Source organism: Paraburkholderia sp. CNPSo 3272, assembly GCF_024206495.1.
Classification (GTDB): Bacteria; Pseudomonadota; Gammaproteobacteria; order Burkholderiales; family Burkholderiaceae; genus Paraburkholderia.
Map to the genome: position 1 here is coordinate 163,692 of NZ_JAMBPQ010000004.1, position 14,991 is coordinate 178,682.

General features: G+C 65.6%; 13 protein-coding genes. 4 read left to right on the forward strand and 9 right to left on the reverse strand.

Annotation, left to right across the window (positions count from 1 at the left end; all coding sequences use genetic code 11):
* Positions 1–69 precede the first annotated feature (69 nt).
* Positions 70–1,380, reverse strand: coding sequence for a lysophospholipid transporter LplT (gene lplT / locus M3I53_RS07015; protein ID WP_254315230.1), 1,311 nt, complete (start codon positions 1,378–1,380; stop codon positions 70–72).
* Between the two features lie 219 nt (positions 1,381–1,599).
* On the opposite strand from lplT, the gene alr reads away from it, so the two are divergent.
* The 3 genes from alr to M3I53_RS07030 all read left to right on the forward strand — a co-directional run bounded on the left by alr (position 1,600) and on the right by M3I53_RS07030 (position 4,468).
* Complete coding sequence (alr, locus tag M3I53_RS07020) at positions 1,600–2,670, forward strand: alanine racemase (RefSeq protein WP_254315231.1); 1,071 nt, start codon at positions 1,600–1,602, stop codon at positions 2,668–2,670.
* Positions 2,671–2,686: 16 nt separating this feature from the next.
* Positions 2,687–4,063 carry a DNA repair protein RadA gene (radA, locus tag M3I53_RS07025; protein ID WP_254315395.1) on the forward strand — a complete coding sequence of 459 codons (1,377 nt, stop codon included), beginning with the start codon at positions 2,687–2,689 and terminating at the stop codon, positions 4,061–4,063.
* A 141-nt stretch (positions 4,064–4,204) separates the two neighbouring features.
* Positions 4,205–4,468, forward strand: a complete 264-nt coding sequence (locus M3I53_RS07030; protein ID WP_254315232.1) for a DUF2866 domain-containing protein — start codon at positions 4,205–4,207, stop codon at positions 4,466–4,468.
* 68 nt (positions 4,469–4,536) lie between these two features.
* On the opposite strand, the gene M3I53_RS07035 is transcribed toward M3I53_RS07030, so the two are convergent.
* Together M3I53_RS07035 and M3I53_RS07040 are read right to left on the reverse strand one after the other, a co-directional pair.
* Complete coding sequence (locus tag M3I53_RS07035) at positions 4,537–5,796, reverse strand: CaiB/BaiF CoA-transferase family protein (protein WP_254315233.1); 1,260 nt, start codon at positions 5,794–5,796, stop codon at positions 4,537–4,539.
* 66 nt (positions 5,797–5,862) lie between these two features.
* Positions 5,863–7,812, reverse strand: a complete 1,950-nt coding sequence (locus M3I53_RS07040; protein ID WP_254315234.1) for an ATP-binding cassette domain-containing protein — start codon at positions 7,810–7,812, stop codon at positions 5,863–5,865.
* Between the two features lie 162 nt (positions 7,813–7,974).
* Between M3I53_RS07040 and M3I53_RS07045 the strand changes: the two genes are divergently transcribed.
* Entirely contained in the window at positions 7,975–8,457 is a 483-nt protein-coding gene (locus M3I53_RS07045) for a glutathione peroxidase (protein WP_254315235.1), read from the forward strand.
* Positions 8,458–8,481: 24 nt separating this feature from the next.
* Here the strand turns inward: M3I53_RS07045 and cls are convergent, their stop codons facing one another.
* The 6 genes from cls to dapC all read right to left on the reverse strand — a co-directional run bounded on the left by cls (position 8,482) and on the right by dapC (position 14,790).
* Positions 8,482–9,924 carry a cardiolipin synthase gene (gene cls / locus M3I53_RS07050; protein WP_254315236.1) on the reverse strand — a complete coding sequence of 481 codons (1,443 nt, stop codon included), beginning with the start codon at positions 9,922–9,924 and terminating at the stop codon, positions 8,482–8,484.
* A 175-nt stretch (positions 9,925–10,099) separates the two neighbouring features.
* Entirely contained in the window at positions 10,100–10,996 is an 897-nt protein-coding gene (gene prmB, locus M3I53_RS07055) for a 50S ribosomal protein L3 N(5)-glutamine methyltransferase (RefSeq protein ID WP_254315237.1), read from the reverse strand.
* Positions 10,997–11,029: 33 nt separating this feature from the next.
* Entirely contained in the window at positions 11,030–12,169 is a 1,140-nt protein-coding gene (gene dapE / locus M3I53_RS07060; protein WP_254315238.1) for a succinyl-diaminopimelate desuccinylase, read from the reverse strand.
* Positions 12,170–12,292: 123 nt separating this feature from the next.
* On the reverse strand, positions 12,293–12,658 hold the full coding sequence (locus M3I53_RS07065; RefSeq protein WP_254315239.1) for an ArsC family reductase: 366 nt from the start codon (positions 12,656–12,658) through the stop codon (positions 12,293–12,295).
* Entirely contained in the window at positions 12,658–13,485 is an 828-nt protein-coding gene (dapD, locus tag M3I53_RS07070; protein WP_254315240.1) for a 2,3,4,5-tetrahydropyridine-2,6-dicarboxylate N-succinyltransferase, read from the reverse strand. The genes M3I53_RS07065 and dapD overlap by 1 nt, the downstream gene beginning before the upstream one ends.
* 81 nt (positions 13,486–13,566) lie before the next feature.
* Complete coding sequence (gene dapC, locus M3I53_RS07075) at positions 13,567–14,790, reverse strand: succinyldiaminopimelate transaminase (RefSeq protein WP_254315241.1); 1,224 nt, start codon at positions 14,788–14,790, stop codon at positions 13,567–13,569.
* Positions 14,791–14,991: the final 201 nt, after the last annotated feature.

A 14,991-nucleotide genomic window follows, 5' to 3' on the forward strand; every position in this document is an offset into this window, starting at 1 on the left:
CGCGCGTGCGCAGGGAAGGATCGTTTCAGCAGAAGTGGCGGCCGGACGGTGTACGGTCAGGCGCGCCCATCAATGCCTGTGATTTTCGCCTATCAGCGCGACCGAGTCGAACGAGCGTTGATTCGCCTGATGGCGGCGCATCACGAGCCACATCATCAGACAGACGAACGTGCCGAACAGCACGATCACGATGGTCACCGGCACGTCGAGCCAGACGAGCACGGCGTAGAGGCACAGCATCACGAGCACCGAGAGGTTCTCGTTGAAATTCTGCACGGCGATCGAGTGGCCCGCGGAGAGCAGCACGTGGCCCCGGTGCTGGAGCAGCGCGTTCATCGGCACGACGAAGAAGCCCGAAAGACCGCCCACGACCATGAGAAAGAGGTACGCGAAAATCAGGTAGCCGGGAATGCGCATGTGGCCGATATGCAGGCCCCAATGCGGCGGAAAGAGATGGCGCGTATAGAACGCCATGAGCATGACCGCAAGACCCATGATGATGCCGACCGGCAGCACCGAGAGCGACTTCTTGAGCGGCACGCGTGCGGCCGCGATCATCGCGCCGGCCGCCACGCCCACAGCCACCACGGCCTGCAGCACCGCGCCTTCGGAGAGCGACATACCGAGCGAGACTTCGGCCCACTTGAGCACGATGAACTGCAGCGTCGCGCCCGCGCCCCAGAAGAGCGTCGTGACCGCGAGCGAGATCTGGCCGAGCTTGTCGTGCCAAAGTGTGTTGAAGCAGTCGGCGAAATCGGTGATGAGGCGGATGACACCGTGCTGCTGGCGCGGGTAGCGCGCGCCCGTGTCGGGAATGCGCAGATTGAAGAGGGCGGCGATCACGTAGATCACCATGATGACGACCATCGCGGCTTCGGCCGGGGTGCTGATCGCCGCGGGCGTATGGCGCAGCACATGCGAGGCGATGTGGGGGCTGATCAACGCGCCGCCGAGTACGGTGCCGAGAATGATCGAGCCGACCGTCGTGCCCTCGATCCAGCCGTTGGCGGCGACGAGGCGCTCAGGCGGCAACAGCTCGGTGAGGATGCCATATTTGGCGGGCGAATAAGCCGCAGCGCCGAAACCCACTACGCCATAGGCAAACAAAGGATGGGTGCCTGCCAGCATCAGGGCGCAGCCCACGACCTTGATCGTGTTCGTGATGAACATCACGCGGCCCTTGGGGCGGGAATCTGCGAAGGCGCCGACGAAGGCGGCAAGAACGACGTAGGAGAGGACGAAGAACAGCTTGAGCAGCGGCGTCATCCAGTTCGGGGCGTGGAGGTCTTTCAGCAGTGCAATTGCGGCGATGAGGAGCGCATTGTCGGCCAACGACGAAAAAAACTGCGCGGCCATGATGGTGTAAAAGCCTTTTTTCATCTGATGCGATGCTTTCCTCGCTGCGGTCCGTCCGCCCCGGACGGGTTGGAGGCATCCGGGCTTATTACGTTCGAAATGGGTTGTGCGCAGGGCTTTATATCACGAAAATAGGTGCATTCGGACTAGCACAATCCTTGAGCGCCCGTCAGGCGGGCCTGCGGGGCGCTGAAAACACCCTGTAAGCTCCTGATTCAAAAGCGTCTTTGCGAAAAATCTCCCATGCCGCGCCCCCTCTCAGCAACGATTCACACCGCCGCTCTCGCCAATAACCTCGCCGTTGTCCGCAAGTACGCGCCAAAGTCGAAAATGTGGGCCGTGGTGAAGGCCAACGCCTACGGGCACGGGCTCGCGCGCGCCTTTCCCGGCCTGCGTGCAACCGACGGTTTCGGTCTGCTCGACCTCGAGGAGGCCGTGAAGCTGCGCGAACTCGGCTGGGCGGGGCCGATCCTGCTGCTAGAAGGATTTTTCCGGCCCACCGACATCGACGTGATCGACCGTTACAGCCTGACGACCGTCGTGCACAGCGACGAGCAGATGCGCATGCTCGAAATGGCGCGTCTGTCGAAGCCGGTCAACGTCCAGCTCAAGATGAACAGCGGCATGAACCGGCTCGGCTACACGCCGGAGAAGTACCGCGCCGCATGGGAGCGTGCGCGTGCCTGTGCCGGTATCGGCCAGATCACGCTGATGACGCACTTCGCGGACGCTGACACGCCGCGCGGCGTGGGCGAGCAGATGGAGACGTTCGAGCGCGGCGCGCAAGGCATTGCCGGCGCGCGCAGCCTCGCCAATTCGGCCGCCACGCTCTGGCATCCGTCGACGCACTTCGACTGGGTGCGCCCCGGCATCATTCTTTATGGCGCTTCGCCATCGGGCTTCGCCTCGGCGCTCGAAGGCACCGGCCTGCAGCCGGCCATGACGCTCGCGTCCGAACTGATCGCCACGCAGCACGTCGCCGAAGGGCAGACCGTCGGCTACGGCTCGATCTTCACGGCGCGCAAGCCCATGCGCATCGGTGTGGTGGCGTGCGGTTACGCCGACGGCTATCCGCGCGTCGCGCCCGAGGGCACGCCCGTGATCGTCGACGGCGTGCTCACGCATGTGGTGGGCCGCGTCTCCATGGACATGCTCACCGTCGACCTCACGCCAGTGCATACCGCGGGCGTCGGCGCGCGCGTCGAACTGTGGGGCAACAATCTGCCCATCGACGACGTCGCGAAAGCCTGCGGAACGATCGGCTACGAGCTGATGTGCGCCGTTGCGCCGCGTGTTCCCGTGCGGGCCGAATAACGCCATGGCAAAGAGCATGGCGAAGGTCAAGACACTGTATACGTGTACCGAATGCGGCGGGCAGGCTCCCAAGTGGCAGGGCCAGTGCCCCGCGTGCGGCGCGTGGAACACGCTCGTGGAGGGCGTTGCGGAAACCGCGAGCAGCCACCGTTTCCAGTCGCTCGCGAAGAGCGCCCCGGTGCGGCGACTCGCCGATATCGAGGCGTCCGACGTGCCGCGCTTCACGACCGGCGTGGGCGAATTCGACCGCGTGCTGGGCGGCGGCCTCGTGGCGGGCGGCGTGGTGCTGATCGGCGGCGACCCCGGGATCGGTAAATCGACGCTGCTGCTGCAGTCGCTCGCGCAGATCGCGGCCGAGCGTCGCGCGCTGTATATAAGCGGTGAAGAGTCGGCGGCGCAGATCGCGTTGCGCGCGCAACGACTGGCGCTGCTCGATCCCGGCTCCCTGGCGAGCGAGCTGCAGCTGCTCGCCGAGATCCAGCTCGAAAAGATCCAGGCGACGATCGAGGCTGAGAAGCCCGACGTCGCGGTCATCGACTCGATCCAGACGATCTACTCCGAAGCGCTGACTTCCGCACCCGGGTCGGTTGCGCAGGTGCGCGAGTGCGCGGCGCAGCTCACGCGCATCGCGAAGCAGTCGGGCACGGCGATCATCATGGTCGGCCACGTGACGAAGGAGGGCAACCTCGCGGGTCCGCGGGTGCTCGAGCACATCGTCGACACCGTGCTGTATTTCGAAGGCGACACGCACTCGTCGTTCCGGCTCGTGCGCGCGTTCAAGAACCGCTTCGGCGCGGTCAACGAGCTGGGCGTGTTCGCGATGACCGAGAAGGGCCTGCGCGGCGTGGCGAATCCCTCGGCGCTCTTTCTCTCGCAGCACGAGCAGAGCGTGCCGGGCTCCTGCGTGCTCGTGACCCAGGAAGGCTCGCGGCCGCTGCTCGTCGAAGTGCAGGCGCTCGTCGACACGGCGCACGTGCCGAATCCGCGGCGCCTGGCCGTCGGCCTCGAACAAAACCGGCTCGCCATGCTGCTGGCGGTTCTGCATCGCCATGCCGGCATCGCGTGCTTCGATCAGGACGTGTTCCTCAACGCCGTGGGCGGTGTGAAGATCACGGAGCCGGCGGCCGATCTCGCTGTGCTGCTCGCGATTCACTCTTCGATGCGTAACAAGGCGTTGCCCAAGGGTCTGATCGTGTTTGGGGAAGTCGGCCTCGCGGGCGAGATCCGGCCCTCGCCGCGTGGCCAGGATCGTCTGAAGGAAGCGGCGAAGCTCGGTTTTTCATGCGCGCTGATTCCCCGCGCCAATGCGCCGAAACAGCCGATCGAAGGTTTACAGGTGATTGCCGTGGAGCGCCTCGAGGAAGCGATCGACCGCGTACGTGAACTGGATTGACCACGCCGCGCGCGTGCCGCCGGCCTGTACTGGCGCGTAATGATTAGTAACAACCCTGGTTCCGGCTGTAACCATTTCAGACTGCGATTTCCCTATCCTTGGCGCGATGTTCAACCCGTGTCGAGCGGAAAGGATAGCGACTTGAAACAGACTGATACGTCCTTCGACGGTCGTTCGATCGTCGTGCGCGGCTGCCGGGTGTCCGAGCCGCTCCTGCAACCTTGGGGCAGCACGTGCCGCATCGTCGAGTGGATCGACGGCGACGGGCGCATTTCGCGCCGTGTCGTGGCGGAAGACGTGACGGCGGCCGAAGTGCGCAGCACCATTGCGCACCATGTGGAGGGCCGCAAATACGTTATGTACGACGACGAACGGACGCCGCGGCAAACGCTGCCGCGACGCTAAACAAAAATGGGCGCTGCGAAGCGCCCATTTTTCATCGTGCTCAGGAGTGGCGCCTGATACGGCGAGGGCTAGCCCCAGGGGCCGTAAGTGAAGGGTTTTTTGGCGCCAGGCGCGCCCGGCATATCGGTGCCCTGGGCGGGCTGCGAAGGTTGACCGGATTGGCCGGGTTGGGCCGGCCGGGCAGGTGGGACGGCAGGCGCGCCCGGCGGTTGACCGCCCGGCTGAAACGGCGCCGCCGCCTGCATCGCTGGCGCGGCCTGCTGCGTTTGCCTCGCGGCCATTTCGTCCATCATGGCTTGCAGCACTTCGGCATTGAAGAGGGGATGACGCGAAGCCTCGCCCGGCGTGAGGACGGGCGAAACACAAGTGTCGATCGCCTCCAGACGATCGATCCAGGTCTGCAGCGACTCGGACTCTATGATGGCCGCCAGCTCGCGGGTGAGCGCGGCGGCGTCCGCGCCGCCGATCGCCTGACCGAGGCTCCAGTGGCGCTCGGCCCAGTCCTCGCGGCCAATGGCCTGGCACAGCGTCTGCCAGAACTTCAGCTCGAGCGCGCCGACGGCGAGCCACCGCCCGTCCTGCGTGCGATAGAGGTTGTAGCAGGGCACGCCGCCGTTGAGCAGCCCGCCCCCTGGCTGCAGCGCCGCGGCGTCGTCGTTGGCGAGCGCCACCTGGGCGACCACGTTATGCGCGTAGCTCGCGTGCGCCATCGAAACATCGACGAAACGGCCCTCTCCGCCGCGCGCCACATGCCAGAGCGCCGCGAGAATCTGCGTCACTGCGCTGAGCGCGCCGCCAAGCAGGTCGGCGATCTGGAAGTTGGGCAGCACCGGCACGCCGTCGCGCGCGGCCAACTGGTCGAGCACGCCCGAATAGGCGACATAGTTGATGTCGTGGCCCGGGTGGCCGGCGAACGGGCCAGTCGTGCCGTAGCCCGTGATCGCGCAGTAGACGAGTTTCGGATTGACCTTGCGCAATGCCTCGTAGCCTACGCCGAGGCGGTCCATCACACCGGGCCGGAAGCTTTCAACGAGCACGTCGGCGTCGCGCGCGAGCGCGAACAACACCGAGCGGCCGCTCTCGGTCTTCAGATCGACTCGCGTTTCGCGCTTGCCGCGATTGACGAGGCGATAGAACGCACCGGGGCGAGCGGCCACTTCGTCCAGCGCGCTCTGCATCATCACGCGCGCCGCGTCGCCCGCACCGGGCGGCTCGATTTTCAGGACATCGGCGCCCATTTCCGCGAGCCGCAAGGTGGCCACGGGCCCGGGCAGAAGGCGAGTCAGATCCAGTACGCGAAGGCCCTGCAATGCGGCGGGTGACGACACTCGTGGCTCCCTGGCGAAAATACCTGGCGAAAGCGCCTAACTGCGCGATGGTGATTCAGCGCTGCGCTAGCCGATTTGTTCGAGTTCCTCGTGCGCATCGAGCCATTCGGCTTCGAGCGCTTCGAGGCGCGAGGCGACTTCGGCCTGGCGGCGAATCGCATCGGTCAGGCGGCTCTTCTGCTGAGGCTCGTAGCTCGCCGGGTCGGCGACGAAGGCGTCGAGCGTGCTCTTTTCGCTGTTGAGCGCATCCATTTCCTTTTCGATCTTGCCGATTTTCGCCTGTAACGGCTTCTTCAGGTGTGCAACCTTCTGGCGCTGTTCCGCTTCCTGGCGACGCTGTTCCTTGCGATTGACGCCATCGGCGGCAGTTGCACAGTTTGCCGCATCCGCCATGCCGGCAGCGGCCTCCTTGAGCGCCGCGCGTTGCTCGGCCGCGTGTTGCAGCAGCCAGTCGCGGTAGTCGTCGAGGTCGCCGTCGAAAGGCTGCAGACGGTGCTTCGCCACCAGCATGAACTGATCGGTCGTGGCGCGCAGCAGGTGCCGGTCGTGCGACACGAGGATCAGCGTGCCTTCGAACTGCGCGAGCGCCATGGTCAGCGCATGGCGCGTTTCGAGGTCCAGGTGGTTGGTCGGCTCGTCGAGCAGCAGCAGGTTGGGCTTTTGCCAGATGATGAGCGCGAGCGCGAGGCGCGCCTTCTCGCCGCCCGAGAAAGGCGCGATGGGCGCCGTGGCCATCTCGCCGGGGAAGTTGAAGCCGCCGAGGAAGTCGCGCAGTTCCTGCTCACGCGTGTCGGGCGCAAGACGGGCGAGATGCTGGAGCGGCGTGTCGTCGGGGCGCAGCGTTTCGAGCTGGTGCTGCGCGAAATAGCCGATTTGCAGGCCCTTGCCCGTGCGCAGCTCGCCGGAGAGCGCTGCGAGCGTGCCCGCGAGTGTTTTGATGAGCGTGGACTTGCCCTGGCCGTTCGCACCGAGCAGGCCGATGCGCTGGCCGTTCTGGATCGACAGCGTGACGCGCTCTACAATCGGCGTTTCGCTGCCGTCCTCGGCCCGATAGCCACAGCGCACGTCTTCCATTACGAGCATGGGGTTGGGCGCGGAGTCGGGCGTGCGGAATTCGAACGTGAACGGCGAACTGGCATGCGCCGGTGCGATCAGTTCCATCTTTTCCAGCGCCTTCACGCGGCTTTGCGCCTGGCGCGCCTTGGTGGCCTTGGCCTTGAAGCGGTCGATGAAGCTTTGCAGATGGGCGACGGTGCGTTGCTGCTTCTCATACGCGCTTTGCTGGAGCGCCAGTTGTTGCGCGCGCAGGATCTCGAACTGCGAGTAATTTCCGCCGTAACGCTTGATCTGCTGGTTCTCCAGATGCAGCGTGACGTTGCAGATCGAGTCGAGGAATTCGCGGTCGTGCGAGATCACGACGAGTGTGCCGGGATAGCGGTGCAGCCAGTCTTCGAGCCAGACGATCGCGTCCAGATCCAGGTGGTTCGTGGGCTCGTCGAGCAGCAGCAGGTCGGAGCGGCACATGAGCGCCTGCGCGAGGTTCAGGCGCATGCGCCAGCCGCCCGAGAAGCTCGCCACCGGCTGGCGCGTTTGCTCGAGCGTGAAGCCGAGGCCGAGCAGCAGCGCTTCGGCTCGCGCGGGAGCGGTGTAGCCATCGGCGTCGGCGAAGGCGCCGTGCGCTTCGGCTTCGGCCGCGCCGTCGTGCGCCGCCGAGGCCGCGGCGATGCGGGCCTCGATCTCGCGAAGCGCGGCGTCGCCGTCGAGCGCGTAGTCGAGCGCGGTGCGGTCGACGGCCGGGGTTTCCTGCGCGACGTGCGCGATGCGCCAGGACGGCGGCAGTGAGAAGTCGCCGGCGTCGGCGTGCAGTTCGCCGCGCAGCACGGCGAACAGGGTCGATTTGCCCGCGCCGTTCGCGCCGATGAGACCGACTTTTTCGCCGGGGTTCAGCGTGAACGAGGTCTGTTCGAAAAGCGGCTTGGTGCCGCGGGCGAGACTGAATTGGTTGAAGCGGATCACGACGGCGCCGGCGGGAAGAAAACGAAAGAAGGCGGTATTTTAAACCGGGGCGCGCAGCCTGTGCCGCGCTGCGGCCGGCATTGGCCAAACGGCTAGCCGTCTGGTCGAGTGCTAATTGCGCGTTTTCTCACGTAGACTGGCGCTTTTCCAGGGGAGAGCCAGATGACTTCGATCTATTCGTTTTCGGCGCAGCCGCTCGGCGGCGGCGAGCCGGTGAGCCTCGAGCGCTATACGGGCAAGGTGCTCCTGATCGTCAATACCGCGAGCGAATGCGGATTCACGCCGCAGTACGCGGGCCTGCAAAAGCTTCACGACCAGTACGCCGCGCGCGGGCTCGCGGTGCTTGGCTTTCCGTGTAACCAGTTCGGCAAGCAGGAACCCGGCGACGCCGCGCAGATCGGCAGCTTCTGCGAGAAGAACTTCGGCGTCACGTTCCCCATATTCGAAAAGATCGACGTGAAAGGGGCGAACGCGCATCCGCTGTATCGCTGGCTCACGGGCGAGGCGCCGGGGCTGCTCGGGCTCGGCGGCATCAAGTGGAATTTTACGAAGTTTCTGGTCGACCGCAACGGCGGCGTGGTGAAGCGCTATGCGCCCATGACGAAACCCGAGGCCATTGCAGCGGACATCGAAAAGCAGCTCTGAGCGCGGCCTGGCGGCGCAGGCACGCTAGAGAATCGGCGCGAAGAGCCGCGCGAGATGCATCGTGATCTTGCGCCACGCGGGCGCGTCGCGGTACTCGCTGCGATCGATCTCGAATGCCTCCGCGAAGTCGCGCAACAGCATCGCTTCGACTTCGGCCGCGAAGCCGCGATGCACGGTCAGCACCATGATCTCGAAGTTCAGGCGAAACGACCGGTTATCGAGATTCGCGCTGCCGATCGCCGCAGCCACGTCGTCGATCAGCACGACCTTCTGGTGCAAGAAGCCCGGCTTGTAACGAAAGATGCGGATGCCCGCGCGCAGCGCATCGAAGGCGTACAGCATCGACGCCTCGAATACCACGTAATGGTCGCGCCGGCTCGGGATCATGATGCGCACGTCCACGCCGCGCAGGGCCGCGAGGCGCAGGGCCGAAAACACGGCTTCGTCGGGCACGAGGTAGGGCGTCGTGATCCACAGGCGCTTTTTCGCAGCGTTGATCGCCTCGACGAAGAAGAGCGAGCAGGTCTCCTGGCGGTCGGCCGGCCCGGTGGGCAAGACGAGGCAGTACATGTCGTCGCCGTCCCGCGGCACGACCGTGGGCGGCTCGCAGCCGGGAAGCTGCTGGGTGGCCCAGTACCAGTCCTCGGTGAAGGCGAACTGCACGTTGGCGACCGCCGGTCCGCGCAGTTCGATATGCGTGTCGCGCCACGGAGAGAGGCGCGCGTTCGCGCCCAGGTACTCAATGCCCACGTTGTGGCCGCCTACGAACGCGTGCTGGCCGTCCACCACGACGATCTTGCGGTGGTTGCGGAAATTGAGCTGGAAGCGATTCACGAAGTGACGCTTCGTGGAGAACGGGTGTACTTCCACGCCGCCGTCCTGCAACTCGTGCACATAGCTGGCAGGCAGGTCGAAGGAGCCGATGCTGTCGTAGAGGAGGTACACGCGCACGCCGCGTTTCGTGCAGTCGAGCAGCACGTCCTTGAGCATGTCGCCGAGCGCATCGGCGCGCACGATGAAGAACTGCACGATCACATATTGCCGGGCTTGCTCGATCGCATCGAAGATGGCGGAGAAGGTCGCTTCGCCATTCACGAGCGTGCGCACGGCGTTGCCCGGCACGAGCGGCATCCCGCCCAGGCGCGCGAACGTGCGGATCACGCGTACGCCCAGTTCGTCGGCAGGCCATTCGCCCGCGGAGACGAGCTTGTCCCAGTCGGGCGCATGGGCGTGCGAGCGCAAGGTTTCGTTGCGCAGGCGCCGCGCGTCCGCGTAGCCCGCGAACTTGCTGCGGCCGAGGAAGAGATACGGGACGAGCGTAAGGTAGGGCATCGTCGCGAGCGAGACGGCCCAGGCAATCGCGCCTTGCGAGGTGCGCGTGTTGAGGATGGCGTGGCACGCTGCGATCAGTCCGAGCAAATGGATGATCGCGAGCAGCGTGCCAAGGTGTGACCAGTCGAATCGCATAGATGCGTGGGACGCTCCTTCAGCCGGACGCAGGACCGGCCCGCGCCGGGAAGCGCGCGGCCGGAGGGCTCAATCTTACCGAACCGCTGCGACGACGGTTATCGTCCCGGGCCTGCGCGCAGCCAGACACGGCGCACGGACGCCGCGGCTCGCCCGGACAAGACGGGCAGGACGATCAGACCGGCAGGTCGCAGGCCTGAATCAGGAAGACCTGATCGTCGCCGGCGCTCGTCGAGAGCCAGACGAGATCGAGGCCGCCGAACGCCGCTTCCACGTTCTCGCGCTCGTTGCCGATCTCGACCACCAGCACACCGTCGTCGGTGAGCCAGTTGCGTGCCTCCTTGATGATGCGGCGCACGATGTCCATGCCGTCCGCGCCGCCCGCGAGCGCGATTTCGGGCTCGTGACGGTACTCGGGCGGCAGCGCCTGCATCGAGCCGGCGTTCACGTATGGCGGGTTCGTGATGATCACGTCGTAGCGGCGCTCGGGCAGCGGCGCGTACAGGTCGCCTTCGAAAAGGGCGATGCGCTCGTCGAGATCGTGTTCGTGCACGTTGCGCTGCGCGACTTCGAGGGCGGGCGCGGACAGATCGACGGCGTCGATGTCGGCGTTCGGGAACGCGTGCGCCGCGAGAATCGCAAGGCTCGCCGAGCCGGTGCATAGCTCCAGCACCGCCGTGACTTGTTCGGGATCTTCCACGTAGGGCTGCAGGCCGTCGGCGAGCAGTTCGCCAATGAACGAGCGCGGCACGATGACGCGCTCATCCACGTAGAAGCGCAGGCCGTGCATCCACGCTTCCTGCGTGATGTAGGCGGCGGGCACGCGGTCGGTCGCGCGGCGCTCGATCACGCCGAGCACCTTGTCGATTTCCTCGCTCGTGAGGCGCGCGTCGAGAAACGGGTCGAGCAGGTCGAGCGGCAAGTGCAGCGTGTGCAGGATCAGGTACGCGGCTTCGTCGTAGGCGTTGTTCGAGCCGTGGCCGAACGCGAGTTGCGCGGCCGAAAAGCGCGAGACACCGTAGCGCAGCAGGTCGCGAACGGTGGCGAAGGTAGCGGCAAGCGGATGGGTCATATTCTGGACTCCAGAGCGTGTTCGATTGGCCGGTCAGGCGATCAGCTGTTCGAGCACGCGACGATAGACGTTCTTGAGCGGATCGATGAACTTCACTTCGATATGCTCATCGATCTTGTGGATGCTGGCGTTCGGCGGCCCGAACTCCACCACCTGCTCGCACATGCGCGCGATGAAGCGGCCATCGGACGTGCCACCCGTGGTCGAAAGCTCGGTAGTGACGCCGGTTTCGTCGTGGATCGCTTTTTCGAGCGCATTCGAGAGCGCGCCGCGCGGCGTGAGAAAGGGCAGGCCGCTCACGCTCCAGTGCAGGTCGTATTCGAGGCCGTGCTTGTCGAGGATCGCGTGGACGCGCTTTTGCAGGCCTTCCACCGTGCTCGCGGTCGAGAAGCGGAAGTTGAACATCACATCGGCGTGGCCCGGAATCACGTTGCTCGCGCCGGTGCCGCTGTGCATGTTCGACACCTGCCACGTGGTGGGCGGGAAGTACTCGTTGCCGTCGTCCCACTTTTCGGCGACGAGTTCGGCGAGCGCGGGTGCCAGCAGATGCACCGGGTTTTTCGCGAGATGCGGATAGGCGATATGCCCCTGCACACCCTTCACGACGAGCTTGCCCGACATCGAGCCGCGGCGGCCGTTCTTCACGCAGTCGCCGAGCGTATGCGTCGAAGTCGGCTCGCCCACGATGCAGTAATCCATTTTCTCGCCGCGCGCCTGCAACGCCTCGACGACCTTCACGGTGCCGTCGGTGGCCGGGCCTTCTTCGTCGCTCGTGATGAGGAACGCGATCGCGCCGCGATGCTGCGCATGGGCCGCCACGAACTCTTCGCTCGCCACCACGAAGGCCGCGAGCGAGGTCTTCATGTCGGCGGCGCCGCGGCCATAGAGAATGCCGTCACGATGCGAGGGCTGGAACGGCGGCGAACTCCATTGCTCGATGGGGCCGGTGGGCACGACGTCGGTATGGCCCGCGAAGGCGAGCAGCGGGCCTTGCGCGCCCGAGGTGCCGCGCTTGACGGCCCACAGGTTGGTCACGCCGTTGGATTCGATCGTTTCACACGCGAAGCCGAGCGCGCCAAGGCGTTCGGTCATGATGCGCTGGCAGTGCTGGTCGTCGGGCGTGACGGACGCGCGCGCGATCAGGGCTTCGGTAAGGGCGAGGGTGGCGGACATAAAAAGACCACTTTCAATAAAAATGCCGGCGCCGCTAATGGAGCAGGGGCCGGCAACAACTTGTCATGACCGTGTGCCCGACCTGCCATGCAGCAGTTCAGGCGCGCCGGTCTCATGCGGCGCTCAAGCGAACAACTCCGCATACTGTTCGGCGGAAAAGCCGAGCGTCTTCACGCGGCCGTTCACCACGACGACAGGCCGCTTGATGATCGACGGCTTGTGGATCATCAGCGCGATTGCGCCGGCGGTCGTGTCGGCTTCGGCCTTGTGCACGTCCGACAGGCCGCGCCAGGTCGTGCCGCGCTTGTTGATGAGCTGATCGAGCGACACGTCCTTGAGCCAGTCCTGGACGAGCGCATTCGAGACGCCCGCCTTCTTGAAGTCGTGAAACTCGAACTCGACGCCGTGCTCTTCGAGCCACACGCGGGCCTTCTTCACGGTGTCGCAGTTCGGAATGCCGTAGACGACGGTCTTGGCGGACTTCGCCATCAGTCGCCTCGCAGCAGCTCGTTCAGGCCGACCTTGGCGCGTGTTTTCGCGTCGACCTTCTTGACGATCACGGCGCAGTACAGGCTGTGCGAGCCGTCCTTCGAGGGCAGGTTGCCCGCGACCACGACCGAGCCCGCCGGAATGCGGCCGTACGAGACTTCGCCGGTTTCGCGGTCGTAAATCTTGGTCGACTGGCCGAGGTACACGCCCATCGAGATGACCGAGTTTTCTTCGACGATCACGCCTTCCACGACTTCCGAGCGCGCGCCGATGAAGCAGTTGTCTTCGATGATGACCGGATTGGCCTGCAGCGGCTCCAGCACGCCGCCGATGCCGACGCCGCCCGAGAGGTGCACGTTCTTGCCGATCTGCGCGCACGAACCGACCGTGGCCCACGTATCGACCATCGTGCCTTCGTCGACGTACGCGCCGATGTTGGTGTACGACGGCATCAGCACGACGTTCTTCGCGATGAACGAGCCGCGGCGCGCGATGGCCGGCGGCACGACGCGAAAGCCGCCCGCGGCGAAGTCTTCGGCCGTGTAGCTGGCGAACTTCGAGGGCACCTTGTCGTAGAACTGGCTGTAGCCGCCCGCGGGCATCGGTGCGTTGTCTTCCAGGCGGAACGACAGCAGCACGGCCTTCTTCACCCATTGGTTGACGACCCAGTCGCCGTCCTTCTTCTCGGCGCAGCGCAGCGCGCCTTTGTCCAGCTCGGCGATGACATGGGCGACGGCTTCGCGCACGTCGTTCGGAGCCGACTTGGGCGAGAAGTCGGCGCGGTTTTCCCAGGCGGTGTCGATGATCTGCTGAAGTTGTTGCGACATGGTGGTGATTTCGTGAGATTGATGGTTGAAAGCGGTGTTGCGCGCCGCGAGGTGCAGGACCCCGGCGCGCACGAAAAGGCTTTACGGTTTGAGCGAGCGGCAGAACTCGACGATGCGCTGCGCGCCCTCGATGCACTCCTCGACGTCGGCGACGAGCGCCATGCGCACGAAGTCTTTACCCGGATTCGTGCCGTGCGCCTCGCGCGCGAGGAACGAGCCGGGCAGAACCGTCACATTATAGTCGGCGTAGAGACGCTGGGCGAACGCGGTGTCCGTGAGGCTGGTGCGCGCGACGTTGGCCCAGAGGTAGAACGCGGCGTCGGGCAATTTCACGTCGAGCACGTCGGCGAGCATGGGCGTGACGCTCGAGAACTTCCGCACGTATTTCGCGCGGTTTTCGCGCACGTGCGCCTCGTCGCCCCAGGCCGCGATGCTGGCGGATTGCCAGACCGGCGACAGTGCCGCGCCGTGATAGGTGCGGTACAGCAGGAACTGCTTGAGGATGGCGGCGTCCCCGGCGACGAAGCCCGAGCGCATGCCCGGCGCGTTCGAGCGCTTCGACAGGCTCGACAGCATCACGAGGCGCCCAAAGCCGCGGCCCAGCTTGCGCGCCGCTTCGAGACCGCCGAGCGGCGGCGTAGCTTCGTCGAAGTAGATCTCCGAGTAGCACTCGTCCGAGGCGATCACGAAGCCGTAGCGGTCGGAGAGCGCGAACAGCTCGCGCCAGTCGTCGAGCGTGATCACAGCGCCCGTGGGATTGCCCGGCGAGCACACGTACAGCAGCTGAGTGCGGGCCCAGACTTCTTCGGGAACCTGCGAATAGTCGCAGGCGAAGTTGCGGGCCGGATCGCTATTTACGAAGTACGGCTCGCCGCCGCCGAGCAGCGCGGCGCCTTCGTAGATCTGGTAGAAAGGGTTCGGGCAGAGTACGATCGCCCGCTTTGCCGGGTCTTTCACGCCTGCGCTCGGGTCGATCACGGCCTGCGCGAGCGCGAACAGCGCCTCGCGCGAGCCCGAGACGGGCAGGATTTCCGTGTTCGCATCGATGGCCGGCAGCCCGTAGCGCGCCTTCACCCAGTTCGCAATCGACTCGCGCAGCGCCGGGGTGCCCGCCGTGGCCGGGTACGACGAAAGGCCGTCGAGCGAAGCGACGATGGCGTCGCGGATCAGCGCGGGAGTCGGATGTTTCGGCTCGCCGATCCCGAAGCTGATGTGGCGCAGGCCGGCGTTCGGCGTGACGTCCTTGAAGAGCACGCGCAGCTTTTCGAAGGGATAGGACTGAAGGGTGTCGAGTAGCGGATTCACTTGGGGCTGGACAGGCGTGTGCGAAAGACGGATGGCGTGGCGCGCAGAGTGGCCACTGCGGGCCGGCGAGCCAGTTGCACCGCGCTGGACGATGAACACGGATGCGCGGCGCGGACTTGCGGCTGCAAGCGGTCGATTATAGCGTGGCGCCGCTGCTGGTGCGGGCGCCCGCCAGATCCCGCCTTGGCGCCGCCCGTGCTC